Raw genomic sequence first — 24,641 nt, 5'->3', positions numbered from 1 at the left:
TTGCCGTTGTACTCATTATTTTCCCCGTTTCTATAATCTAAAACCTCATTTCTTAAAAATATATTTGGCAATTAAAACAAGGTTATTAGATGGGGTGAACGGGTATATAATACGCTTATTTTCGTTACATAATTAGTATAAGCAGGAACTTCCTCAAATATGTCCTTATGTTAAAAGAAAGGGCATGTCCCTAAGCTGGACATCCCCTCACTTCAGTCTATGGCGTTCTTGGGAGGTGTTCCCTCATGGGCACCTTGATTAAGCGAGGGCCTGCATTGGAAGGTCAGTATTCTTACTAATGCAACATGTAGTGAACGTTACTATTAAAACCTAAAAAAACTGCAGACAAACTCCATTACTTTCGAGTTGTTGTCTACAGTATATGAGGATGCCCACTTAATGGGTCATCCTCCCATTTATTACCGAATCGTCTTTAAAACAAAACCTCATCCGGATTGCTTCCGAATCGTTCATTTTTGTTCAAGGAATCGATTTGATTCATTTCGTTAAGGCTCAATGAAAAGTCAAACACCTGGGCATTCTCCTCAATTCGAGCCGGTGTGATGGATTTAGGTATAACGACGATATCATGCTGCAGATGCCATCTTATTAACACTTGCGCTGAGCTTTTCCCATGCTTTTTCGCAATATGATTAATTGTCGGCTCTTCCAATAGATTTCCCCTGCCTAGCGGGCTCCATGCTTCCACCTTGATTTCATTTTTTTCACAGTAATCACGGATTTCACCTTGAGTCAAAAGGGGATGCAATTCAATTTGGTTGACGACTGGTTTCACTTCACAGTTCGCAAGTAAATCTTCCAAATGATGAATATGGAAATTACTTACGCCAATCGATCTCACTTTTCCATCCTTATAAAGCTTTTCCAAAGCCCTCCATGTATCCAAGTATTTATCTTTGCCCGGCCAGTGAATCAAATATAAATCCAAGTAATCTAAGCCAAGCCGTTTCAAGCTATCATCAAATGCTTGAAGAGTCGTTTCGTATCCTTGCTCCGTATTCCACACTTTAGATGTAATGAACAAATCTTCACGAGGCACTCCACACTCGGAGATTGCCTGTCCAACGCCTTCTTCATTTTCATAAATGGCTGCAGTATCAATCGCACGATATCCTACTTCGATTGCTTTCTTGACGGATTCAACCGTTTCGTTACCGTTCTTCACCTTGAAAACACCAAAACCCAATTGCGGCATTTCAACCCCATTTTGTAGAGTGATCGTTTCGCCAATGCTTGAAATCATTTTCATTCCCCCAACCTTTTATTTACCAATTATACATCTCCCTTTCACCTATTTCTAACCATAAGCCTTGCCTTTTCGATTCAATTAAAATGAAAATACGTCTGAATAAAGGTAACATTAACCATTTGACCCTTCACTAAATTAAATATTTTGTAAAAAAATGACGAAACATCTATCCTTATAGATAAGAAATTCGTTACAATTGAATAGTTGTTTAAAAACAAGTCAAAGAAGGTGCGATCTTTAAAGAATAATCAAACGTAAAACCCCCATTCTAAATAATGAGGAGTTGCAGAACGAATCAACGTCCTTTTATTGTTTACAATCAAAATTCATTTTTTACATATTTGAATATTAAGGGAGTCTTCCATGTATGAGTAGCATTTTCATCTTAACCGCGTTAATTATCGTTTTTGCTTTGGTCTTTGACTTTATCAATGGGTTCCATGATACGGCGAATGCCATCGCAACAGCCGTATCAACCAAGGCGCTTAAGCCACGCCATGCCATCATCATGGCTGCAGCCATGAATTTATTAGGGGCACTGACCTTTACAGGTGTAGCACATACGATTACGAAGGATATCGTGGATCCATTCACATTAAATAATGGTTCTTATGTAATTTTGGCTGCACTTCTTTCAGCGATAACTTGGAACTTGGTTACCTGGTATTTTGGCATTCCAAGCAGTTCTTCCCATGCGATTATCGGTTCGATAGCTGGGGCGGCCATTGTCGCCAGTGGGTTCGATGCGATAAAATGGAGTGGATTCACTAAAATTGTTCAAGCCTTGATTCTTTCACCCATCCTTGCATTTACGCTTGGGTTCATTGTGTACAGCATCTTCAAGGTGATTTTCAAAAACAACAACCTAGGAAAAACCAATAAACGTTTCAGGAGAATACAAATTCTCACGGCTGCCGTCCAATCCTACACACACGGAACGAACGATGCCCAAAAATCCATGGGTATCATCACCATGGCCTTAATCGCTAACGGATATGCCACAAATTCCGAAGTCCCATTCTGGGTCCAATTGTCCTGTGCAATAGCTATGGCGCTCGGAACATCCATAGGAGGCTGGAAAATCATTAAAACCGTCGGCGGAAAAATCATGAAGATCCGACCGGTAAATGGAGTTGCTGCCGATATGACGGGTGCGGCGATCATTTTCGGTGCTACCTTCCTGCACATGCCCGTCAGTACAACTCATGTCATTTCTTCATCCATCCTTGGGGTCGGTTCTGCGCACCGGATCAAAGGGGTAAAATGGGGTACGGCTAAAAGCATGTTAATCACCTGGTTCATAACCTTGCCGATTTCCGCTTCATTAGCCGGAATGATTTATTATATAATCGCCTTGTTTTTATAGCATCGTCTGTCTTTCCATATGGAGAGGCTTTAAATTTCATTCTAAAGGGGTTCGAAAAAAAAAATTTCGAACCCCTTTTAGAATCCACTTTGCATTTTAGCCTTTAGTTCAAAGCTTGGCTTTACGATCTTTATTTTCTTATCCGCTTGGCAATCCTCCCGACAAAACACATTGTCTACCCCTTCCACACGACCGCAGATGCAGCTATAAAGAAATATACCTGGTTTACCCTATATCATTCCCGGACAAAAAAGGCATCTTTCGCATTCCTATAGATCAATATTTTTTGGTACCTTTTCCTTGCATGATCTATTATGTAGTAATCGTAAATTCCGGTGGTAAAGCTTCTTTCCATGATTCTACAAACTACTGGAGCATGTCCATGGTTAAACCAGAGGAGCAAGCTCCCTGCCTCGTTAGCCATTCTTACCAAGATGTTTTTATCATTAAATCCCACTCAACATTTTCAACTTATTCCCATATTTCACTTATCCTTGTTTTCATATGTAAAGTTTTATTAAGATTTTGTAAATTTTCGTCGAAAAACCTTCCCTGAATGTATATGAATTCGTTACAATCAACTTGTTAATACTAAGCGTACGACTTAGGTGCGTAAATTGCATGAATAATTGGGAGGCTTCAACATGGCTTTTAAATCAAAAAAAGACAAATTCGCAGTAATGCTTTTTAACATCGCTCAAAACCTTAAAGAAGGTGCTGACTATTTCGCGGATTATAAGCTGAAAAACATCTCCGATCTAAAAGTATTTTCAGATAAGATGAAAGACTATGAGCATAAAGGCGATTCAATGGTTCATAACGTAATCAAAGAGCTTAACAACGCCTTCATCACGCCTATCGAACGCGAAGATATCCTTGAACTAACCATGAGAATGGATGATGTCATAGACGGTTTGGAGCACTGCTCCGCATTATTCGAAATGTACTCGATCGTCAATGCTGACGAGTATATGCTTAAGTTTGTCGATGCAATCAAGGAATGTACGTATGAAATTGAAATAGCTGTAGATACTCTTTCCACAAAAAAATTACCAATGATTCGTGAAAATGCAATTAAAATTAAAGATCTTGAATCTGTTTGTGATGGAATTCAACGTCAATCGATCAAAAACCTGTTTACGGTTGAAAAAGATCCAATCAGAATCATCCAATATAAAGAAATTTACGAAAGCCTAGAAGAAATCGCCGATCACTGTCAAGCAGTGGCCAATACACTTGAAACCATCATAATGAAAAACGCCTAAGGAGTACCCCCTATAAATGGATACTTTATTAATTCTGACAATATTAATCGTTTTCTTCGCCTTAGCATTTGACTTCATCAATGGATTTCATGATACAGCCAATGCTATAGCGACTGCCGTTTCAACTAAGGCTATGAAGCCTAGGCATGCCATTATCATGGCAGCCATCATGAATTTCGTCGGAGCCATGACATTCACTGGCGTAGCAAAGACGATTACGAAGGATATCGTCGATCCGTTCACACTTCCGAATGGTTCTTATGTAATCCTGGCAGCTTTGCTTGCCGCTATTATATGGAACCTACTTACTTGGTATTACGGGATACCAAGCAGCTCCTCCCACGCATTGATCGGTTCAATTGCAGGTGCGGCCATTGCTGCAGCTGGTTTCTCCGGCATAAAATGGGAAGGTTTCTTAAAAATTCTTCAAGCTTTGATTTTCTCCCCGCTAATTGCTTTTGCAATCGGGTTTATCGTATACAGCATCTTTAAAGTCGTCTTTAAAAATAATAACTTGACAAAAACAAACCAAAAATTCCGTACTATACAGATTGCTACAGCAGCCCTTCAATCGTATACCCACGGAACGAATGACGCTCAAAAAGCGATGGGTATCATCACGATGGCCCTAATTGCAAATGGTTATGCATCAAGTACCGATATCCCCTTCTGGGTTCAATTTTCCTGTGCGCTAGCAATGGGACTTGGAACTTCCGTCGGCGGATGGAAAATCATTAAAACGGTTGGCGGCAAGATCATGAAAATCCGCCCTGTTAATGGTGTTGCAGCGGATTTAACTGGAGCCTTCATCATATTCGGTGCGACCGTGATACACATGCCCGTCAGTACAACCCATGTTATTTCATCTTCAATCCTTGGTGTTGGATCAGCGCATCGTGTCAAAGGTGTAAAATGGGGAACGGCAAGAAGAATGATTGTTACATGGTTCATTACCATTCCCATCTCTGCCACTTTGGCAGGTTTGATTTATTACTTAATTAATTTTCTATTCTAAAAAAACATAAAATCCCTTCCGGTTTAAATCGGTAGGGATTTTATGTTTTTCACACCAAAGCACCGTTGCGTTAAGGAAATAATCCATGCTTATTCAGAAAAAATCGTTTAAAATTCAAGGAGAAGGAATTTTTTTAGCGAGGGGCAAAAATAGATATGAAGGAATTCGAAAAAAATAGAGATATTTTTAAAGACCTTTATGGAGATATGATGGAGTTTGCCGATAGAATCAGTTCGGTTTTAGGTTGTCCCATTACAATCGAGGACGGTAACCACCGTTTAATTGCATATAGCACACACGATGATACCACCGATCAGGCGCGCATCATGACCATCATCGGTAGACGCGTCCCTGAAAAGGTCATCAATAGTTTATGGAAAGACGGCATCATCCCTGCTTTATTGAAAGAGGATGCCCCCATCAAAATCGGGGCCATTAATGATGTTGGCTTAGGTAATAGGGCAGCGGTTTCCATTCGAAAAAACAATGAAGTCCTTGGTTTCATCTGGGCCCTAGAGGTCCATGCACCGTTCTCCGATGAAGATATGGAATTTCTTCAAATTGCGGCGAAGGAGGCAAAGAATCAATTACAGCAATTGCAGCTGAAAAAGAAAAGGAAAGAAGCGGGTCATCAGGAATTCCTATGGCGGCTATTGACCGGACACTACCAAGACGAATCGGAAGTAATTGAAAACTTCACGAAATTTTCGCTACATGTTCCTGTTGTTTTTTCAATATTGGTATTTGAATTTCCTAAGGAGATCAATCGTGAAGTGGAACGATACATATCTTACATGCTAACGACTACGCAAAAGATAAACAGTTCCCTTTTTGCCATCGACCAAAATAAGCTCATTCTTTTCGCAGGTGCCAACGAGGAAAACAGTTCTTTCTTTACTGCATCTTTGTATGATTTCATTCCCTTTTTCATCCTGGAAATGAAACAGCGATTCGGTGTAGAGCATATCCTAGGTACAGCTGGCAATACGTATAAAAACTTTTTGGATGTTAAATCAAGCTACGAGGAGTCAAAATACACCTTAAGAATGAAGAATATTTTCCCTGATGATATGAAGCTCATCGTCCATCATGAAGAGCTTGGAATGTTCCAAATGATTGAAGCGCTCGCAGGGAATAAACAGCGTCATGCCCATCCAGCCATTTTAAGATTAAAAGCATATGATAGGAAGAACCAGACCGAGCTGCTGCAAACACTTACCGTTTACTTGGAGAAAGACTGTAACCCAAACGAGGCTTCGAGGAACCTTCATATTCATGTGAATACATTGAATTACCGTTTAAAGCGAATTTCCGAAGTGGGAACCATTCGATTAAAAGACCCAATACAAAAAATGTCACTATTCCTTAATATTAAATTAGATCAATATGATGAATATTTCAAGAAAAATTCATGAAATATTCCCTGATATGGAGATACTAGAAGCATGGAAAGGTTGGTCTTATGAACCTCGAAACAACAGAAGCGCTTGAGAAAGAACTACAAACCATTGAAAAATGGGAGAAGGATCAAAAGGGGCTTTGGTTTTGGGAAAGAATCGGACGACTTCCCTTCAAGCTATTGGATAAATTGACACCCAGCTTCATCCAGAATAAATTGGGTATCATGCTCGATGAAATCGGCAGCTACATTCAGACTGGCGGAAAATATTTAACGAAAGAGACCAATATTATCGGTAAGTTGCAAGCCAAAAGTCCTGAAATGAACATTAAGGACTTAAATGATGTTTCAAGCTTGCCGCTCGATGTCATGGATAGCGTGAGTCACGATATCAAAAACTCCGGCAGCAAATTGGCAACGGTTCAAGGCGCCACTACCGGTATAGGAGGAATTTTCACCTTAGCCATCGATATTCCCCTTCTTCTGGGCATGTCGATCAAAATCCTTCAGGATATCGCCATCACTTATGGCTTCGATCCCCGTATCCGTCAAGAACGGATTTTCATCGTCAAATGCCTCCAATTCACAACGTCTGATGTTGTTGGAAAAAGGGCCATATTAGAGGAATTGTCAAAAATGGACCTCCCTGAATCCGAGTCAAACAGGAAAATGGCCTCGGAGCTGCAAGGCTGGCGGGAAGTTGTATATACATATCGTGATCAGTTTGGCTGGAAAAAGCTTTTGCAAATCGTTCCGATTGCGGGAATGATTTTTGGCGCCATCACCAATCGCTCCATGATTGCCGATATGGCTGATACAGGTATCATGCTGTATAGGAAAAGACGGATTTTAGAACGCATTCAAGAAACGACACTTAAAAATTAAGCCCCTTTGTCCTACCATGTCACGTTTTTGACATCAATGAAGGGCTCAAAACTAGCAAGTCCATGCTTATTGGATTTGCGTTTGTGGAATTTCACAAATACACCTTTTTCACTTTTCTGATTTCCACATACTAACTGTTTCTTTTTCCTACTATACTTGTGATACAAATAGCAAAACATATTATTGGAGGGATTAAGATGAGAATAGGAATTCCAAAAGAGATTAAAAACAATGAAAACCGTGTAGCTATCACTCCAGCAGGCGTTGTAGCATTAGTGAATGCGGGACATGAAGTATTAATCGAAATGAACGCTGGTCTAGGAAGCAGTTTTACAAATGAGTCATACCAAGAAGCTGGTGCTGTAATAGTCGAGGACGCTGCTAGTGTTTGGTCAAGTACAGACATGATCATGAAAGTAAAAGAACCTATCTCATCTGAATATAAATATTTCCGTAAAGACTTAATTCTCTTCACATATTTACATCTTGCTGCCGAGCCAGCCCTTGCACAGGCCTTAAAAGAAAGCGATGTCTTGGCCATCGCTTATGAGACGGTTGCAGTAAACCGTACACTTCCATTATTGACTCCAATGAGTGAAGTGGCAGGACGTATGGCTGCGCAAATCGGTGCTCAATTCCTCGAAAAGAATAATGGCGGCAAAGGAATCCTATTAAGTGGAGTTCCCGGAGTGAAACGCGGCAAAGTCGTTGTAGTCGGTGGAGGAATGGTTGGAACGAACGCAGCTAAGATTGCCATTGGCTTAGGCGCAGACGTTACAATTCTTGACTTAAGCCCTGATCGTCTTCGTCAGTTGGATGATATTTTCGGAAACGAACTGACTACACTTATCTCAAATCCTTATAACATCGCTGAAGCGGTCAAGGATGCTGATTTAGTCATCGGTGCTGTACTGATTCCAGGTGCCAAAGCTCCAAAGCTCGTAACTGAAGAAATGGTTAAATCAATGTCTCCAGGTTCAGTAATCGTCGATGTCGCAATCGACCAAGGCGGGATCTTTGAAACGGTTGACCACATAACAACACATGATAACCCTACTTATGTAAAACATGGAGTTGTCCATTACGCAGTGGCAAACATGCCAGGAGCGGTGCCCCAAACATCCACTGTCGCTTTAACGAACGTAACGGTTCCATTCGCGCTGCAAATCGCAAACAAAGGAGCCCTGAAAGCAATCCTTGAAAATGATGCCCTTGCAAAAGGCGTCAATGTGGCGAATGGAGAGATTACCTTCGAAGCAGTTGCAACAGACCTAGGCTACAATTACGTAAGTGTGGAAAACGCCTTAAACCCAAACAACATTAACGCTTAATATAATATAAAAATGAAGACTCCAGACACAAATCGTGTCTGGAGTCTTTTTATCGGATAACTCATGACTTTTTCGGCTGAAGGACGGATTTTTTCCATGTTGGTCGGATTCTCTCCTCATTCGGACGGATTCCTTCCATGTTGGACGAATTATCTCCTCAGACGGACGGATTCCTTCCGATGTTGGTCGAATTTTCTCCTCAGACGGACGGATTCCTTCCGATGTTGGTCGGATTCTCTCCTCATTCGGTCGAATTCCTCCGATGTTGGTCGGATTTTCTCCTCGGACGGACGGATTCCTTCCGATGTTGGTCGAATTCTCTCCTCAGACGGGCGGAACCCTACGATTTAGGTCGGATTATACCCTCAGACGGACGGAACCCTACGATTTAGGTCGAATTATCTCCTCATTCGGACGGATTCCTTCCGATATTGGTCGGATTATCTCACACATCAGGCGTTTTTATTAAATATGACACGAGTTTTAACTTTTTAGAACGGTTATATGGTTAAATTATAGGATATAGTTGGCTGCACAGAGTTAGAGAAGAGCAAGTCATCTCTTTCACAAGTTAATGCTTATTCATTGTAGGAGTTACTAGTCATTGAAATTCTCTTAATCTACGAAAATTTTACCTGGGTTCATTATTCCTTTCGGATCTAGTGAATATTTAATCGTTTTCATCACTTCGTAGGCGGCTCCGTGCTCCCTTTTCTGATACTTCGATTTTCCAAGACCGACACCATGCTCGCCCGTACAAGTGCCGCCTTTCGATAAGGCATATTCAACGATTTCTCCATTTAACCTCTGCGCCTCTTTCACTTCCTCTGGGTTGTTTAAATCAATCATGAACAAAACATGATAATTGCCATCCCCAACATGGCCTACGATCGCTCCCTCCACTTTGGACCATTCGACCTTCTTCCTCGTTTCGAGGATGGCATTCGACAATTCATGAAGGGGCACGCTTACATCGGTCACCATCAGCTTCTTGCCCGGAGCACTATGAATGAATGCATATGCGAGATTGTGGCGGGCTTCCCACAATGCATTCCGTGCTTTAGAATCCATTTCAAACTGGATATCCCCACAGCCAAAATCACCTACGATTTCCTTAGCGAATTGGACATCCTGTTCCAAACCGGCAAAATTGCCGTGAAACTCCAGAAACAAGGTAGGTTTGACGTCATAGGCTTTATCCATGAATTGATTAACCTTTTTTATCGACTCGGCATCAACCAATTCAATTCGGGCAATCGGGATTCCAGCAAGCATGATGCCATTAACCGCAGATACTGCTTGTTCGACGGTCGGAAAGGTTGCTCTTCCTGCCATGGTGACCTCAGGGATTCCATATACCTTGAGTGTCAGCTCAGTAAATACACCTAACGTCCCTTCCGATCCTACAAACAATCCACTCAAATGTATGCCTGAGGATGATTTTGTCGCTAAGCTGCCGGTATGGATCACTTCACCATTTGCCAGGACAACTTCCAGATCTCTGACTTGATCACGCATTATCCCATATTTGACCGAGGTCGTACCACTTGCATTCGTTGCAGCCATCCCCCCCAGTGTCGCATCGGCGCCTGGATCAACGGAAAAGAACAGTCCATACCTTTTCAATTCTTTGTTGAGCTGTGTCCTTGTCACGCCTGGCTGTACCTTCACGAGGAAATCATTTTCCCTGATTTCCAACACTTGATTCATCAAGGACATATCTAGGGAAATCCCTCCTTTGACTGGAACGACATGCCCCTCCAAGCTTGATCCTAGCCCAAAAGGAATCACCGGTATATCATGTTCATTCGCATACCTCATAACTGCACTAACTTCTGCCGTATCTTTAGGATATATGACCATGTCTGGTAATTGTGGAGTATGGTACGATTCATCATGACTGTGCTGTTCCAATAAAGTTGCATTAACCGTTACTTGCTCATCCGTCAAAATCTTCTTTAGTTGCTCTATGTACTGGTTCATCCTGCATCCCCCTCTTTTAACTAAACATTCTGAAAATTATATCCAAAAAGGAGATTGCCTCATTACAGGCAATCGCTCCCCTTATTGGCCGATCCCTTTCGTTTTATCTGTACAGGCCTTCATCGCTCGTAATATGCCAGATCTAAGCTGAGCCTCTTCCAAGGCAGCTACTGCAGCTATCGTTGAACCACCAGGAGTGCAGACATCATCTTTTAATGCGGCTGGATGTTTTTCCGTTTCAAGCACCATTTTAGCAGCCCCCATTACAGCTTGTGCTGCCATACGGTATGCTTGTTTTCGTGGAATGCCATCACGAACCCCTCCATCAGCCAGCGCTTCGATGAACATGTATACATATGCAGGTGATGAGCCGCTGATGGCTGGAACTGCATCCATCATATCCTCATGGAGGATCTCCGTTTTCCCAAAGCTATTCAAAAGTGCCGTTACAGCTGCTATATCATCATCCGTAATCTCATCGTTAAGGCTTATGGCTGTCAAGCCCTCACCCACAAGGGAAGGAGTATTTGGCATCGTCCTTACGACCTTCACTTTCCTTTCGAAGCTGTTTTCTATCAGGGAAATATTGATCCCCGCCGCCATGGTAATGATTACGGTGCTTCCTTTCATATGATCCTTCACCTCTTCAAGCACTTGCTTATGCATGGCAGGCTGAATTCCTAAAAAGAGAATGTCGGCAAAAGCGGCAACTTCTGCATTATCGATGGTGCCTTTAACCTTATGTTTCGTCGTGATCTTCGTCATGGAACCCATGCTTGCTGTACTTACCATGATTCGATCGGGCGAAATGACTTCAGCCAGTAAAATGCCCTCCAGTATGGCCTCACCCATTTTACCGCAGCCAATAAAACCTATTCTTTTATTCATATCTTACACTTCCAATCCAGATCCATCTATATTCCCTCTTATTATATCGGATTTGGTACACGGAAACACGTCGGAGATATTCAATAGGAAGGATTTAACCATTTCCAGCCGAATTACTATAGGTACAGGGAGAAAAACTTGTTTTTTAGCGAAAAAAAACCATTGACTTAATGGTCATTTCAGCTATATAATTTTGACCTATCAGTCATAAGGAATACAGTTCAGGAATGGGGAAATGGTATGCAAATGGAGAAAAAAGCAGTCAATACCAGGCTTGTCTTGGCAGGGTTGATCATTGGAATGTTTTTCAGTTCATTGGAACAAACGATAGTCGGTACGGCCATGCCGACAATTATCGGGGAATTGAATGGCTTTACCATTTTTGCTTGGGTAACGACTGCCTATTTAATAGCTTCAACGACTGTTGTACCGATTGTTGGGAAGCTCTCTGATCTATATGGCAGGCGTTCACTCTACCTTCTTGGTACGATCATCTTCACGATTGGTTCATTCCTATGTGCCACTGCCACTTCCATGGAGCAATTGATCATTTACAGGGGGCTGCAAGGCATAGGCGGCGGGATGATCATGCCCTTATCCCAGACGATCATCGGCGATATCTTCTCAGCTGAACAAAGAGCCAAATGGCAAGGAGTATTCGGTGGCCTTTTTGGGTTAAGTTCCGTCATTGGACCTTTTCTTGGCGGCTTGATCGTAGACCATATCAGTTGGCACTGGATTTTTCTCATCAATGTCCCGACAGGGTTATTATCCGCCATCCTGATTTATGTCGGGTTGAAGCATGAGTCGATCAGTAAAACGGAGAAAGTGAATATTGATTATCTTGGCATCTTCACCTTGATACCTGGTATCGTCCTATTATTATTGGGGTTGACATTCGGTGGTGATAAGTTCGAATGGGTATCACTTGAATCTCTCTTGATTTTCGGCTTTACTCTCATCTTCATCGCTCTATTCATCATATTTGAAAGAAAAGCAGTTGAACCGATCCTTGATTTATCTCTTTTTAAAAATCGGGTTTTTGCCACTACCAATATTTTAGGATTCTTGTTGGGACTCGGTATGTTCGGTGCGATCATGTTCGTTCCGCTGTTCATGCAAGGAGTGCTGGGCGTATCACCTACAAAAGCAGGATCGACCATGACCCCCATGATGGTCGGCTTAATTCTTTCCAGTATCGTAGGCGGAAGGTTGTTACTGAAATTCCGTTTTCGCACAGTACTTACCTTTGGAATGGCCTTTGCTACCCTAGGCTTTTTCCTCATGAGCACGATGGACGGCAGTACGACCATTTTCACTGCTTATTCCTTCATGGCCGTTTTGGGAATTGGAATGGGGCTAGTCATGCCGACATTGATGATTGCCGTTCAAAATGAATTTCCGAAATCACAGCTTGGCTCGGTCACAGCGGCCTCCACCTTCTTCCGATCAATAGGAGGAACGATGGGCATCACGATTCTGAACGCAGTCATGAATCATAATCTTCAGCAAAATATGGATGATGCTGCAGGTAGTGAAAAGAACCCACTCTTGCACGAGGCACTGACGGCACTGGCGGATAAAACGGATAAATTATTCAACATCATGCTTTATCCCGAAAATCTTAAAGTGCCTGCGGAAGTTAGCAGCGTCCTGATAAAAACGATCGAAAATGCTTGGATTGATGCTTTTTCCAGTGTTTTCGTCACAGGTATCTTTTTTGTTGCCGCAGGCATATTAGTGGCACTTTCCGTGGGTTCCGGAAGAATCAAAAAAGATCAAGAAACGGAAAAAGACCTAAGTTGAACATGAAACAAGGCCGGCTGAATCGTTCAGCCGGCCTTGTTTCATCCCTGCAAGTCGATGTTTCTTTTTTCGTAGTTAAGGGAAATTTACCTGTAATCAATAAAATGGAGTGATCCTATGACGAATAAAACGAACCATTCAATCTTACCAGTCGATTTTTATGAACAACCCACTCTTGAGCTGGCCAAATCCCTTCTCGGGTGCCTGCTTGTAAAAAAGACTGCGGATGGCACCGCTTCTGGATTCATCGTTGAAACCGAAGCCTATATGGGTCCTCTTGACAGGGCCGCACATAGTTTTGGAAATAGGAGGACAAAACGGACGGAAGTGATGTATGGCATGTCCGGATTGATTTATACATACGTCATGCACACTCATACACTGGTCAATGTCGTAAGCGGCGGGATTGATAATCCGGAAGCCGTTTTGATCCGGGCGGTTGAGCCTTACTCAGGTCTTGAATTAATGCAGGAAAGGCGCGGAATTGCCGACATTCGCAAATGGACTGATGGACCTGGGAAGCTGACAAAAGCACTGGGCATCACCATGGAGGATTATGGCCAATCCTTTACGGCTCCCCCTCTTTATCTTGCTGCTGGAAAGCAGCCTGAACACATCTCCAGCGGCCCCCGCATCGGTATTGACAACACTGGGGAAGCCAAGGATTATCCGTGGCGTTTTTGGGTGACTGGGAGCCCGTACATATCCCGCACCATAAAAAAAAGGATGATGCCATCCCCTTCCAAGTAATATTGATGCACATGATCTTGGAGGGGATGGGGCTCGTCCCTTCTGTAACGCAGTCATTGCCTTAAATGACTTTGGTTTGACTGGTCATATACGGAAATTCACTGGCTTTTTCAAGATCAATGATCAACTTCATCACTTCCACTATCCCCTCAGGCTTATCAAGTTCAATTTCCTTATGATAGGACTCGATCGAAGTGTTCCATTTCTCCATTATTTCCTGGTTCTTCAACGTTTCCTTCATTTGCTGTTCAAATGGCCATTTCTGATTGAGCTCGAATACAAGCTTTTGTTCTTTTAGATATTTTAGATTTATCGCTTCCTGGCCCGGCAGCATGGAATGAACGAAAATCGGCAGCCTTTTACGTAATGCTTCGCTTATGGTGACACCGCCCGGCTTTGTAACGATTGCGTTTACCTCTTCATAAAGCTTATTCATTTCAACTCTTGATGTTATATAGGTTAAAGGCTTGATATGAGCTAAATTCCATGAATCGATTTCATCATACAATTTAATATTATTGCCACAAAGCACCACGTAATCAAACTCGATCGAACTCTTTAACTCAGCTGCTACATTTAAAATCCCGCCTAGACCGCTATTTCCCCCCGATATTAAAATTTTTGGCCGATTCGAATTTTTTTGTTCACTGGCGATTTTTGTAATTTCCTCATGGACGGGAATTCCTGTGACCATCATCCGTTGTTTCGGAATGTGACGCATGTTCATTAACTTTTCTTTCACTTCTTGGCTTGGGAGAAAGTGGGCATCTATTCCTTGTGTCCCCCACACATTATTAATGAAGTAGTCTGTGTAAACGTTAATGATGGGAATGTCGCATTTCCCTTTCATCTTTAACTGGCTCAAAAGATATGAAGGGAAACCATGCGTACACACGATTAAATCCGGGTTTTCCTCGGCAATCAATTGTTCCATTTTTCTCAGGAATATAGGTTGATACCATTTTAATGCCCACTCCCTGGATGAAGGGACATAAAAAAGGTTTTTATAGGCGAGATCATAGGTTTCTGGTGCATACCTGATCCATTTTAAGTAACCGTTTGTCAGCATTTTTTCTAAAGAATTGTTTGTATAGCTTATCAAATCCACTTTTTTTAAAACGATACCGTTTGAATGCTTCTCCAACATATCCATTAATGCCTCAGCTACTTGATGATGTCCTGACTGCATTCGAAAGAGAGGTAAAAACAGAACCTTTTTCATTCGCGTCATCTCCTAAGAATTCATACTTTGAATACCATATTTCATATAGACAGATACTAGCAGTTTCACGAACTGATCCTGCAACAATTACTCTTCATCTTTGTTGTAAACATTGTTGTGGTCGAGAAATCCAATGATATTTCAAAGTAATATAAATCTCCATTGATAAGCAGTTTTTCCTATAGGAAATCCATGCTAAAGTTTCATGGAAAAGAAGTGACTCTCAATTATTGGACTTTTGTTTCTTTCTTTTAATATATTTGAAAGTGACATAAAATACAAAAATAAATAAGAAAAGAACACCCAGATACGGAACATATTGCGGGTTTATATTAAATGCATTACCCAAATAATATCCAGCCACTATAAAGGGGACAGTCCAGAGAAAAGTGCCCAATAAGGACAGCAGGAAAAATTTACGGAAAGGGATTCTGGATATCCCTGCAAAATAAGGGCTGATTTGCCGCATACCCGGTATATAAAATCCAAAAATGACCGTCTTTTGGATATTTTCCATATAATTTATTTTTGTCTTTTCCCAACGCTCGTTGGTAATTCCTACGTACTTTCCATATTTATCGATAAATGGGTACCCCACATATTTCCCACAAACATAAGCTGCGAGCATCCCTGTAAAAGCACCAAGAAAAGCGGATGATAACGATGGCCCGAAGGAGAGTTTATGTTGGGCGATCAACACTCCAATTAAAAAAAGGAGTGATTCCTCTGGAGCAGGAATACCAACGATGCCAAGGAACAAAAACAAAAAAATGATCAGGTATCCATATATGTTAATGAAATGTAAAATCGTATCGATATTCATGGTACCCCCAGAATTTATAAGTCTCTTAAAGTGACGAATTCCGTTCCCTTTTCTTTACTTTCACGTAAATAAATTTCCAATTTTTCAATCATATGCCTCGGTGCTTCCTTATCCGCCCCCAGTGTTTCACCACAGTCATGAAGCAGTAAAATCTCACCTTCATTGGAGGTTGTACGTAATTGCCCAAGGAGATTATTTTTGCATGTATCCACTTTCCAATCACCGAAAATGGCCGACCACATGATCACTTTATAGTTCTTGCTAAGAATAGGTGTGAAAATATTGAAGTGTCCCCATGGAGGTCTATAAAAAATGACCTTTTCCTTGGTACATTCAGTTATTGCCTTTTCGGTCATGCCCAGCTGCTTCTTTAATTGAAATGGTGAAAGGATCCAACTTGAAACATGATCAAAATGATGGATTCCAATCACATGCCCATCCTCATGCATTCGTTTAACGATTTCAGGATTGTGCCTCACCTTACTACCCACCACAAAGAACGAAGCTTTTACTTCATACTTTTCCAAAAGATCAAGCAATCGGATTGTATATTCGGGGTTTGGTCCATCATCAAAGGTTAGCGCTACCCCACTATTCTTTTTTGTATTCTTGATTATTCCCCATCCGAATACACGGATAAGCAACGTAGGGATTATCGTATATAGTAGAAATAAAGCCAATAAAATAGTAAAACCGACCATCCATATAACCATCACGTAAAAAAACCGACCCTCTCATTATCATTATTCTGGCAAGAATTTAATACCTAATAAACTGCCACCTTTTCAATATAAAGGGATTGCAAGGGAAATTCAATTAAACAGTGAAACGATTTACTTTTTCGAAAGGGCACTGCCGATTCCTTTCACATTTCCAACCTCTTTCAACTTCCCTATTTTACTCCTTTATTAACAGCATTCTTTTATATGGGGGACGAATGAAGCCTTTAATGAATGCATGGAAAAGCGGTTTTCTTTAATTAAATACGACATTCCATTCTTAAGCCTTGGATACGGCAGGGCGCATTTGGAAAGAGCAAAAGGGTAGTACCGGACCTTACATATCCAGGCGCTTAATAAAACGGTTCCAAATGGGAAAGTGAGAACCATCAAGGGGGGTGTAGCTACCTATCACTGCTGTAGGTCAATTTTTATGCATCCTCCTAGTGCCTAACACACATCGTCCCTGCTCAAGTCAGGAATGACGAGGCTTGTGTACGACTCCTCTAGCATCGTGAAGAAATTTAAGAAAGGAGAAAAAGTCATGCCACAGTAATTATATGAATTGATTTAAGGAGAGATTTGCTTTCAGGGAAATATCCTCCCGGAGGATTGTGTTCAAGTGATGAGCTTTTTGTATAGAGGATAAGACTATTGATCTGGGATAGCTCTCAAGAGTTTTACAGAGGTCTCCTGCAGCCAAACCAAGAGGGAGTTGAAGCAGAATGGCACCCTTAAGCCCATCTTCCGTTTTCATAAATAACATGTTTGATTTATCAGTATTCCAAAACGGGAATGATGAGTTCCATTTTTGAAAAATAATATTCACATCAGATGGAAAGGTTTCTACCATCTAACCTCATCAAGACGAGATAATTCGTTATTTACAATTTGAAAAATAACTAAACCTTTACTAGTAAACCTAATTTCTAATTTAGCCATAGTCGGCGCATTAGCCTTTGCCCCATCGTATAATTGAGGTGATTACTGGTGCGTGCCCCTTCCACACTTAATGATTTCTTCCGTTGGGCTATTTCATCTTTATTTCGATGATGAACCAGCGTTTGTTATATTAACAAGGCGTTTCTTACTATCATGTTTATCACCTGCCTGCTGAGATAAACGTCATTAGATTCGACAAGCTCTATAAAGACCTTTATTTTCCCTCTAAACCCATAGGCACAGCCAAACTTATAATAATATTTTCGTTATATTTCCATAATACTCTTAATTTCAAAATACTAGATTCCAATTTTGAAATGCCAGAGACCAAAAATGGTATTATCTTGCTGGATATATCCTGTTTACTGTTTACCTTACCTGACTTATATCGTTCTTGAGCAATGGATTTATGCGATTTTTTCCTTCTAAGCACTCCGAACATGCTGATTCACTTTAAAAAACTGCACCTCCGATTGTTAGATATATCTAACAATCGGGATGCAGTTCATTCTGAAGGCCTTTCTTCTCCTGCTATTTCCATAAACATCCACCCTTTCCGCGAATGAGTGCCAAGCCACCTCGCCGCAAAAATCCAGCGGGACCTCGCAGTTTCTTGGATGCGGTAAGGGGTTCGTTATACAGGAAAAATCATGGTCTAGGGTGAGGATATTATCCCTTTAGTTTTCTTGCTTTTCAAGGTACTGCCTCATTTTTTGCATATACTCCGGTCCATCCATAGGGTCCTTCACGATCAGTTCGATCACGCACAGTTTTTCACCGTTCAAATCCTGAGCATTTGTGATGGCCTCATCAAGTTCCCTGTTTGTCTCGACCCTGGCAGTGAAGGCATCCTTCCCAAATGCTTCAGGCAATTTTGTATAATTCCACGCCGGTATCTCGTTGTATGTCTGTTTATCAATATCGACCTTGACGTTCAAGAATTTTTCGATCGTATAACCGTCATTGTTGAGAATGAAAATGATAGGTTTACAGCCATTTTCCAGCATCGAGCTTATTTCCTGTGCAGTTAGCTGTAAAGAGCCGTCACCGGTAAACAAAAGTACACGGCGGTTTTTATCCGCAATACAAGCGCCGAAAGCAGCAGGTGTGGCATACCCAATGCTTTGCCAGCCGCCTTGCGCTATATAAGTCACACCTTTTGGTAACCTTACCTGTGACATCCCGTAAGAGAATGTCCCTGTTTCCGTTACAACAATGTCATCTTCCTTTAACATTTGCTGAATTCGCGGATAATAAGAAGCTGCCTCAATTGGAGCCGATGGATCATCGGCCATTGTGTCATAGGGAAACGCCATGGCTGCAACGGATTCCTCCATTTTGAAGCCGATATCTTTGAGTGCATGCAGGACATCCTCCGCCTTGACGTCCATATAACTGGCTGCTCCCACTTTCAAAGAGTCCGGTTGAATCTCGACCATTTTCAGCGGATCGAGCTTTGCTGTCTCTTTTGATGTATTCGTGTCGGACCAAACCGGCCCAACGGCAATGAGGCAATCCGCTTCTTCAACGATCTTCGTCACTTCCTGCCTTCCAAAGGCTCCGCCATACACACCAATATACTGAGGGTGGCTCTCATCGAAACCGCTTTTCCCCTGCATTAGCGAAGCGACTGGAACATTCAACCGTTCAGCAAGCTGCTGCACGGATCCCCCAAGGTTATAACGAAGTGTCTTCATATCGACAAGCAGTGCTGCTTTCTTTACGGGCTCTAGCATCTTCCTTATATGCTCGACCGCTGCCTGCAGCGTTTCCTGATTCGTTTTGGCCTCGTTTTCCAATGGCTCACTGTGGAAAATCAACGGCTTTGTTACAAGGTCGATTGCCACTACCATATAAACAGGCTTTTTCTTTGACTTCGCGAGCATGATGGCAGCCGGTATCTCCCTAGCGGCGTTCTCGGGTGTAAGAATGACTGTATAGCCTGTGATATGCTCGTACACTTTACGAAAAACATCAAAATCCCCATCCATTAACGTATGATGGGCAATTGCCTTCTCTTTTTGCATAACGGACTTTGGCGACCCAACGATATGAATGAGCGGCACGTTTTCACTGTAGGCTCCTGCAATTGCATTACTTGCGCTCATTTCACCAACACCAAAAGTGGTAATGAGCGCCGAAATGCCCTTCACCCTGGCATAGGCGTCCGCAGCGTATCCAGCATTGAGCTCATTTCTTCCATTAATGAATTCAATCCCCTCATAATCTTCCAGGGTATCCAGCAATGAAAAATTATAATCTCCAGGCACACCAAATATCTCTGTAATTCCTTCTTCTCTTAAACAATCGTATAAATACTGTCCCAGTGTTCTGTTTTCCATGATTTCATCACTCCTCCGAATTATTGTGTCTACTATATCTATACCCAAACCTAAGTAGGTTAACCGTGTAAGTGCCCAGGTAATGAAGACCTGCCCCTGGCCACTCTACAACTCCATGGAAACACCCATGCCAACGTTTCTAATCAGTGAACAAAGCGGGAAAATGATTCATTTTTAAATCAAAATAACTGAAAATTCTTGATTTAACTCGCTTTTTTAATTTATATTTGAATTAATGGGAAGAAAAGCAAGGAGGAACATGATGAGTGATAACAATGTAAAAAGAATTCTGGACAGCATCATCAGCACTTCCAATAATAATATTACCGTGACGGATGAAAAGGGGTTCATTTTATTTACAAATCCAAACCACTGGTGGATTTACGGTATTGAACCGGACCATTACCTTGGGAAGTCCGTTTACCAGCTTGAAACGGAAGGAATCCTCTCACCTTCGATTTCCGCGATGGTTTTAAAAGAAAAAACGCCTGTCCAAATCATGCAGCATACAAAAACGGGAAAAATCGTCATGTCGACGGCTTACCCCGTCTTTGATGATGATGGTGAACTGATTCGAGTTGTCAGTTATACCCAAGATCAAACGGAAATCAGGAAGCTCCAAGATCAATACGGCCAATTGGAGAAAAAGATCCAAGAATATCAACACGAGGTCGAAGAGCTTAGAGAACAAGAGGAGCTGATTTACCGAAGCAAGGAGATGCGGCAAATTGCCAAAACGATCCACCGTGTTTCCAAAACGGATGCCACAGTCATGCTACTTGGAGAATCGGGAGTTGGAAAGAGCGTATTTGCCCGAAGGCTCCATACCCAAAGCTACCGCAGCAAAGATCCATTCATCGAAGTCAATTGCAGTACCATTCCTGAAAGCCTCTTCGAATCCGAAATGTTTGGGTATGAAGCAGGGTCCTTTACAGGGGCACAAAAGCACGGAAAGCAAGGCTTGGTTGAACAAGCTGATAACGGAACGCTTTTTTTGGATGAAATTGGCGAGCTCCCCTTGGATATGCAAGTGAAATTATTGAATGTCCTGCAAGAGAAGCGGTTTAAAAGGGTGGGCGGAAAAAAAGAGCATAAGATTGATTTTCGACTTGTAACGGCAACCAATCAAAACCTTGAGGAAATGGTCGAAAAGGGCAAATTCAGACTCGATTTATATTACCGCTTACATGTGATTCCCATCCAAATACCGCCTTTACGAGAAAGAAAAGAAGATATTGCCATCTTAATCAATCATAATCTCGAAATCATCAATAAGAAATACAACACAAATAAGAAATTACATCCTTCCACATATGAAATTCTGATCGGGCATAAATGGTCCGGGAATGTGCGAGAATTGGAAAACCTTATCGAACGGCTCATTTTGACATCGGAAGACTCCATCATTATCCCAAGCTTCCTCCCCGCCCATTTGCATGGACAAGAATTTCCGGAGAGTAACGATGCTCCCTTCAAGATCGATCATATGAAGGTGGACGACAGTGACCTTAAGACAGCTCTTGAACAAGTGGAAAAGTGGATGTTGATGAAAGCGAGCAAACAATGTAAATCCACATATGAAATGGCAAAATCCTTAGGCATCAGTCAGCCTTCGGTCGTTAGGAAAATGAAAAAATATAAAGGTCAAGTGCCATTATAGTCAGTGAGAACAATACGACTTGCATCTATAAAAATAAGGGACTTTCTTATTGAAGGTCCCCATTTTCACCATCATTATAGATTCACCCTAGCCTGTGGTTACTTAGGCACACCCATTTCATTTAATGGATAGATACGAAATTCAACTTTACCGACAAGCGATTGCTCCGGAATAAAACCAAACCTTCTTCCGTCCCAACTGTTCCTTCGATTATCTCCCATGACGAACAAATGCCCAGCAGGTACCTTATCTATCCCGTGTAAGCCTTTCAAAGTGAAATTCTCCGTCAGCTTTTCACCAGGGGGAATTCCTGCTTTTTTTGTTTTCAAATATGGTTCCGAATAGTTTTTCCCATTGATATAAAGTACATCGTCATTCATTTCAATACGGTCACCTGGTAAACCGATCACCCTTTTTATGTACTTCTCATCGGCATCTGGTGCATAAAATACGATCATATCGAAACGTTCCGGCTTTCCGACTTTTGTTACCACGATACGGTCATCGTTTTCATAGGTAGGCTCCATGGATTTGCCTTTGACAGTGATTGGCGTAAATAAAAACTGTTGGCAAATAAACACAATCATTACTGCGAATAAGATCGATTTTGACCATGAGTACACTTCCCTTTTCCTATCATTCTTCAAATTTTCTCCCACCTTACTTATTGGGAATTGCATATATATATTTAATATAAGCAACCCAATGAAATATATGGAAAAATTGTAACATATCCGCTTATTGCTTTCGAGAATTAACCATCATTCACAGCTGTAACACAAGAAGGACATAGAACTCAAATCGTAGCGATTAAGGAACTGACGATGTTCCAAGGCTTTTTCAACAATTGACTATTTTCCAAGCATCCTTTTTCCTTTTCATTGTAAATCCAATTATAATGAGTAAGTGGAACATATTAACATGGTTATCCATTACAAATAAACATCCGGAGGTAATGAAGATGAAAGTCGTCGCAATAGTGGGAAGCATTCGTAAAGAGTCTTATAACCTAAAGCTTGCCAAATATATTCAAACTAGGTATCAAGACCGTTTCGAACTGGAAATCTTAAATATTCGTGAGTTACCTTTCTATGATCAAGATATTGAAAACGATCCTCCTGCCGTCGTGAAAGAATTCAAAGGCAAAGTGGCCGATGCAGACGCAGTTCTTTGGGTGACGCCTGAATACAATGGGACCATTCCTGGCGTTTTGGGTAATGCCATTGATTGGTTATCACGTGTGGACAAAGTCTTGATTGGCAAACCATCATGGATCATGGGTGCGTCCATGGGGCAGCTCGGAACGGTTAAAGCCCAACTGCATCTACGGGATATCTTATTCGCATTAGGCATATCCTCACCGCTTCTTCCGGGGAATGAAGTCTATGTAGGAGCCGTTCATGATAAGATCGACAATGACGGAAGCCTTACACACGAATCTACTGTGCAGTTCATCGATACCGTCGTAGATAACTTCATAGACTGGTATAATCATCATACTCGTTGAGGAATTTTCAATAAGGTCTATATGTAAAAAGATACCCAAACTACCGGTCCCTATATAGGGACCGGTAGTTTACCTTTGCCTGAAAGCATATATCGGTACATAGAGTGGGTAGCCATTTGCACTCCTCTAGAATCGAACTTTAGGTATGGCAGGATATATATTTTTATCAAAAAAACACCCCGTAAATTTTACGGGGCAGTTCAAGTTTTTCTACAGTCTTACACTCACATTTCTGTGTTTTTTTCCGTTAAAAAAAATCTATGTTTCAAGTTATTTTGGTAGCTTATTCCACTGTTGTTGTAACAGAGCCATGAATGTACCTTCCAGTTGCATTCATATCACTAGCAAAAACTGTTACAATATCTCCTTTATTTAAATCTGAAACTTGTACTGAATATACATCAGGGTTCACCTTATTTTTCACAGTGAATTTAACCGGCTTACCATTCACATATATTTCATAATAAGTGGCCAGCTCCATTGTTTCACCTTCAATAGTGACGGTTTTTCCAGCTTTAAGGTTATTAACAGTTACTTTATCTTCAGGTGTTCTCATATCACTTACCTTAAATCTTTTTCCTTTAGTTACTAGGCCGGACGGATCTACTGTATCCACTCGTAAATTGTCACCTAGTTTTAATGCTTCACCTGGATAATGGAAACTGGCTCTATTACCGAGCGTTTCATAAAATAAAGAATAGATATTACCTGAACCCTCATATTTGTTATTACGGTAAAATTTGAGAGTAACATCTATAGCTGGACGTTCAACTTTTATTGTATTTTCACCTGCATATGCTTCTAGAATAGTCATTTTACTATGGATTGAAGGACCGGATACTGGTTCCTCTTCCGGTTTTACTTCCGAAGTGAGATTGGATTCTGGATTACTTGGCAGATGCCCTACTGCACTCCCATTATTGTTTTCAGCTGCTTCTTCCTTTTTTGGTTCCTCTTCCGGTTTTACTTCCGGAGTGAGATTGGATTCTGGATTACTTGGCAGTTGCCCTACTGCACTTCCATTATTGTTTTCAGCTGCTTCTTCCTTTCTTGGTTCCTCTTCTGGTTTTACTTCCGAAGTGAGATTGGATTCTGGATCATTTGGCAGATAACCAACTGCACTTCTTGCATCTGCGGTGCTGTAAGAAAAACCCGATATTAACATAGTCATTACTGGTATAGATACAATTATTTTTTTCATTTTAATGCCTCCCTAAGTGAATTCAATATTTAGTTTAACTGGTAATCATTAGAAAATTATTAATGAAAGATTAATAAATTCATAATTCATTATTAACTTTATTTAACAAGTACAAAAGAGTTCAGAAAAGTTGATGGCATGCAAGGTTAATCCATACGACTATGGAAGGAGTGAAAGAATTCGATGATGGCCACGTCCAATTTGTTTTTGCCGATGTTAGTCATGACCACTCTCAATCTATCATTTTAAGGATTGGTACTTAAACCA

Annotated in this window: 19 protein-coding genes; 10 read left to right on the top strand and 9 right to left on the bottom strand. The window is 41.3% G+C overall.

The window, feature by feature from the left end; all coding sequences use genetic code 11:
* Positions 1-433: 433 nt before the first annotated feature.
* On the bottom strand, positions 434-1,264 hold the full coding sequence (locus ABE28_RS04820; protein WP_064466798.1) for an aldo/keto reductase: 831 nt from the start codon (positions 1,262-1,264) through the stop codon (positions 434-436).
* 373 nt (positions 1,265-1,637) lie between these two features.
* Here ABE28_RS04820 and ABE28_RS04815 point away from each other — a divergent pair, with 373 nt between their 5' ends.
* From ABE28_RS04815 to ald, 6 genes are all read left to right on the top strand, one after another.
* A complete protein-coding gene (locus ABE28_RS04815; protein WP_064466799.1) occupies positions 1,638-2,636 on the top strand; it encodes an inorganic phosphate transporter in 999 nt (332 codons plus the stop codon).
* A 644-nt stretch (positions 2,637-3,280) separates the two neighbouring features.
* On the top strand, positions 3,281-3,901 hold the full coding sequence (locus ABE28_RS04810; RefSeq protein ID WP_064466800.1) for a DUF47 domain-containing protein: 621 nt from the start codon (positions 3,281-3,283) through the stop codon (positions 3,899-3,901).
* Positions 3,902-3,917: 16 nt separating this feature from the next.
* Positions 3,918-4,916, top strand: a complete 999-nt coding sequence (locus ABE28_RS04805; RefSeq protein ID WP_064466801.1) for an inorganic phosphate transporter — start codon at positions 3,918-3,920, stop codon at positions 4,914-4,916.
* Between the two features lie 155 nt (positions 4,917-5,071).
* Positions 5,072-6,331 (top strand): helix-turn-helix domain-containing protein, encoded by a 1,260-nt coding sequence (locus ABE28_RS04800; protein ID WP_064466802.1) that lies wholly within the window; start codon positions 5,072-5,074, stop codon positions 6,329-6,331.
* Positions 6,332-6,378: 47 nt separating this feature from the next.
* Positions 6,379-7,200, top strand: coding sequence for an EcsC family protein (locus ABE28_RS04795; protein ID WP_064466803.1), 822 nt, complete (start codon positions 6,379-6,381; stop codon positions 7,198-7,200).
* A 197-nt stretch (positions 7,201-7,397) separates the two neighbouring features.
* Positions 7,398-8,531 (top strand): alanine dehydrogenase, encoded by a 1,134-nt coding sequence (gene ald / locus ABE28_RS04790; RefSeq protein ID WP_064466804.1) that lies wholly within the window; start codon positions 7,398-7,400, stop codon positions 8,529-8,531.
* 615 nt (positions 8,532-9,146) lie between these two features.
* Here the strand turns inward: ald and ABE28_RS04785 are convergent.
* Positions 9,147-10,514, bottom strand: a complete 1,368-nt coding sequence (locus ABE28_RS04785) for an FAD-binding oxidoreductase (RefSeq protein ID WP_064466805.1) — start codon at positions 10,512-10,514, stop codon at positions 9,147-9,149.
* Between the two features lie 81 nt (positions 10,515-10,595).
* The gene (gene proC / locus ABE28_RS04780) at positions 10,596-11,402 is read right to left on the bottom strand and encodes a pyrroline-5-carboxylate reductase (protein WP_064466806.1); all 807 of its coding nucleotides are present in this window, start codon (positions 11,400-11,402) and stop codon (positions 10,596-10,598) included.
* 240 nt (positions 11,403-11,642) lie between these two features.
* Here proC and ABE28_RS04775 point away from each other — a divergent pair, with 240 nt between their 5' ends.
* Together ABE28_RS04775 and ABE28_RS04770 are read left to right on the top strand one after the other, a co-directional pair.
* Positions 11,643-13,208: an MDR family MFS transporter gene (locus ABE28_RS04775; RefSeq protein WP_064466807.1), complete on the top strand. Its 1,566-nt coding sequence runs from the start codon at positions 11,643-11,645 to the stop codon at positions 13,206-13,208.
* Between the two features lie 117 nt (positions 13,209-13,325).
* Positions 13,326-13,958: a DNA-3-methyladenine glycosylase gene (locus tag ABE28_RS04770; RefSeq protein WP_064466808.1), complete on the top strand. Its 633-nt coding sequence runs from the start codon at positions 13,326-13,328 to the stop codon at positions 13,956-13,958.
* 61 nt (positions 13,959-14,019) lie between these two features.
* On the opposite strand, the gene ABE28_RS04765 is transcribed toward ABE28_RS04770, so the two are convergent.
* From ABE28_RS04765 to ABE28_RS04740, 4 genes are all read right to left on the bottom strand, one after another.
* Positions 14,020-15,180: an MGDG synthase family glycosyltransferase gene (locus ABE28_RS04765; protein WP_064466809.1), complete on the bottom strand. Its 1,161-nt coding sequence runs from the start codon at positions 15,178-15,180 to the stop codon at positions 14,020-14,022.
* A gap of 223 nt (positions 15,181-15,403) precedes the next feature.
* Positions 15,404-16,003, bottom strand: coding sequence for a DedA family protein (locus ABE28_RS04760; protein WP_064466810.1), 600 nt, complete (start codon positions 16,001-16,003; stop codon positions 15,404-15,406).
* A gap of 14 nt (positions 16,004-16,017) precedes the next feature.
* Positions 16,018-16,716, bottom strand: a complete 699-nt coding sequence (locus ABE28_RS04755; RefSeq protein ID WP_064466811.1) for a polysaccharide deacetylase family protein — start codon at positions 16,714-16,716, stop codon at positions 16,018-16,020.
* 1,625 nt (positions 16,717-18,341) lie between these two features.
* Entirely contained in the window at positions 18,342-20,006 is a 1,665-nt protein-coding gene (locus tag ABE28_RS04740; RefSeq protein WP_064466814.1) for an alpha-keto acid decarboxylase family protein, read from the bottom strand.
* Between the two features lie 259 nt (positions 20,007-20,265).
* Between ABE28_RS04740 and ABE28_RS04735 the strand changes: the two genes are divergently transcribed.
* Positions 20,266-21,666: a sigma-54 interaction domain-containing protein gene (locus ABE28_RS04735; RefSeq protein WP_064466815.1), complete on the top strand. Its 1,401-nt coding sequence runs from the start codon at positions 20,266-20,268 to the stop codon at positions 21,664-21,666.
* A gap of 98 nt (positions 21,667-21,764) precedes the next feature.
* Here ABE28_RS04735 and lepB read toward each other — a convergent pair whose 3' ends face one another.
* Entirely contained in the window at positions 21,765-22,313 is a 549-nt protein-coding gene (gene lepB / locus ABE28_RS04730) for a signal peptidase I (protein ID WP_064466816.1), read from the bottom strand.
* A gap of 314 nt (positions 22,314-22,627) precedes the next feature.
* On the opposite strand from lepB, the gene ABE28_RS04725 reads away from it, so the two are divergent.
* Complete coding sequence (locus ABE28_RS04725; protein ID WP_064466817.1) at positions 22,628-23,173, top strand: NADPH-dependent FMN reductase; 546 nt, start codon at positions 22,628-22,630, stop codon at positions 23,171-23,173.
* Between the two features lie 283 nt (positions 23,174-23,456).
* On the opposite strand, the gene ABE28_RS04720 is transcribed toward ABE28_RS04725, so the two are convergent.
* Positions 23,457-24,374: a hypothetical protein gene (locus ABE28_RS04720; RefSeq protein WP_064466818.1), complete on the bottom strand. Its 918-nt coding sequence runs from the start codon at positions 24,372-24,374 to the stop codon at positions 23,457-23,459.
* Positions 24,375-24,641 lie beyond the last annotated feature (267 nt).

Source organism: Peribacillus muralis (genome assembly GCF_001645685.2).
Lineage (GTDB): Bacteria > Bacillota > Bacilli > Bacillales > DSM-1321 > Peribacillus > Peribacillus muralis_A.
Note: the sequence above shows the minus strand (reverse complement) of the source record. Positions and strands in the feature narration are given on the sequence as shown.